Origin of the sequence: Endozoicomonas ascidiicola, from assembly GCF_001646945.1 — a bacterium.
GTDB lineage: Bacteria > Pseudomonadota > Gammaproteobacteria > Pseudomonadales > Endozoicomonadaceae > Endozoicomonas > Endozoicomonas ascidiicola.
In genome coordinates this window covers 439,998-441,515 of the sequence record NZ_LUTV01000004.1, presented here as the reverse complement: position 1 = coordinate 441,515, position 1,518 = coordinate 439,998, and the positions used below count along the sequence as shown (strand labels likewise).

The window sequence follows — 1,518 nt, the reverse complement described above, 5'->3', positions numbered from 1 at the left end:
ATGCTTATCCATGTTGGTCTCATCAAAAGCTCCTGCCAATCAGCCGTATAACAAGCCATTCCACCGGACTTCGCCGGTGAATAGCAGGGTTATGTGTTTTTATCCAACATTGTATAAACTTCACACATGGCAGTATTTAGATTCCCTACTTCGTCATGCGTGTAGTTACTCATGTTTAATTCTGGCGAAGCAAACGCAACCTCTTTTGCGTCCTTTATTAACTTTTCTAAACCCAATATTACTTCGTTAGCATCCTCTAACATTCCAACGAGCCTATCAATATCGCAGCACTTCTCGAAATCCCGCATAACTGCGCTTTCATGTTTTTTCATGGCTTGATCGTATTCCATCTGTTCGTCAATCATCCTGTTTTCCATCTCTATAATCTCGCTATCAAACATAATTAAAACCCCTAACAAAACAATGCATAATGAATATTTACACGTCTGAGTCTCGGTAAGTCTTCACTGTTGTCGAAGTTGCCTTTATCTCAACAACCGAGGCCAGCCAAAACATAAAGCTCGCTACAGAAACACCAAGACAGAGCAATAGCAGAAGTTGAATGCTTTCAGACTCTACATACTGATCAAAACAACTAGCTCTAATTGCCAGAACTATTACAGCGATAACAAAAATAACCGGTACAGCTAATAATAAATTCTTCATTGCTTCCCTCCAGAAACACATAACAAGCCGTTCTTGCAGACGCCTACGGCGCTGCAAAACTCTGGGTTATACGGCTTCAGTGTGTTCTGGGTATTCCTCCAAAAATGCTTCTATGGGAGTCTTCCCCTGATCGTGAATCTCACTCCACCCAAGCTGAGGGTTTATGTACTCTCCGAAGTGATTTGCAATTTCAACCAATGCTCGACTCCACCACGTAAAATCCTCACCAGTGTATCCATCGTCGAAAGAAATTTGCTTTCTGTCAGTTATTTCCATTGATGCTATTCCTCATTAATCATCCGTATAACAAGCGCATCAAACGGACTBCGCCGTTTATGCACAGGGTTATGTTGCTGAATCTATCCTATAGCTAACCCGTGATCTAAGTTTGGAATTCCATCATGGATAAGAATTCCGATAACCTCTATGTATCCGTTCTCTTTGTTGATCCAACGAACACAGTATGAGCGTTCGTCTGGGTCTTCGTATTCAGCATCCAATGTGTAGATTTCAATACCCCATGTATTGACTACGCCGTCAAAACCCCTTGATTCAAGTGCTTCTGTTGCCCATTTCAATAGTGCTTCAGCCGGTACGTCAGCTATGGCTTTCTCTGTCTTTTTTAAGTCAGTCCCTACAGTCTGACCTGAGATATCAAATCTTGTAGGCTGTCTTTGATATACTATTGTTTGCATGACCTCACCTCTACGCAAAAGCAACATAACAAAACATTCAACCGGACAAGCCGGTTAATGCTGGGTTATGCAGTTAGAATCTCTTTCAATTCTCTACCCAGCTTGATTGCCGTCATGACTTCTTCACGCTGGTCGTTAATAAGCAAGCCATCGAATG

The 1,518-nt window shown here is 41.9% G+C and carries 4 protein-coding genes; all 4 read right to left on the bottom strand.

The genetic code is table 11. The features are described from left to right. Positions 1 to 89: 89 nt before the first annotated feature. Positions 90 to 401: a hypothetical protein gene (locus AKL11_RS12615; RefSeq protein WP_067517927.1), complete on the bottom strand. Its 312-nt coding sequence runs from the start codon at positions 399 to 401 to the stop codon at positions 90 to 92. Between the two features lie 37 nt (positions 402 to 438). Further along, a complete protein-coding gene (locus AKL11_RS12610; protein ID WP_067517925.1) occupies positions 439 to 666 on the bottom strand; it encodes a hypothetical protein in 228 nt (75 codons plus the stop codon). Positions 667 to 732: 66 nt separating this feature from the next. After that, a complete protein-coding gene (locus AKL11_RS12605) occupies positions 733 to 942 on the bottom strand; it encodes a hypothetical protein (protein WP_067517923.1) in 210 nt (69 codons plus the stop codon). 83 nt (positions 943 to 1,025) lie between these two features. Beyond that, a complete protein-coding gene (locus AKL11_RS12600) occupies positions 1,026 to 1,361 on the bottom strand; it encodes a hypothetical protein (RefSeq protein WP_157673545.1) in 336 nt (111 codons plus the stop codon). Positions 1,362 to 1,518: the final 157 nt, after the last annotated feature.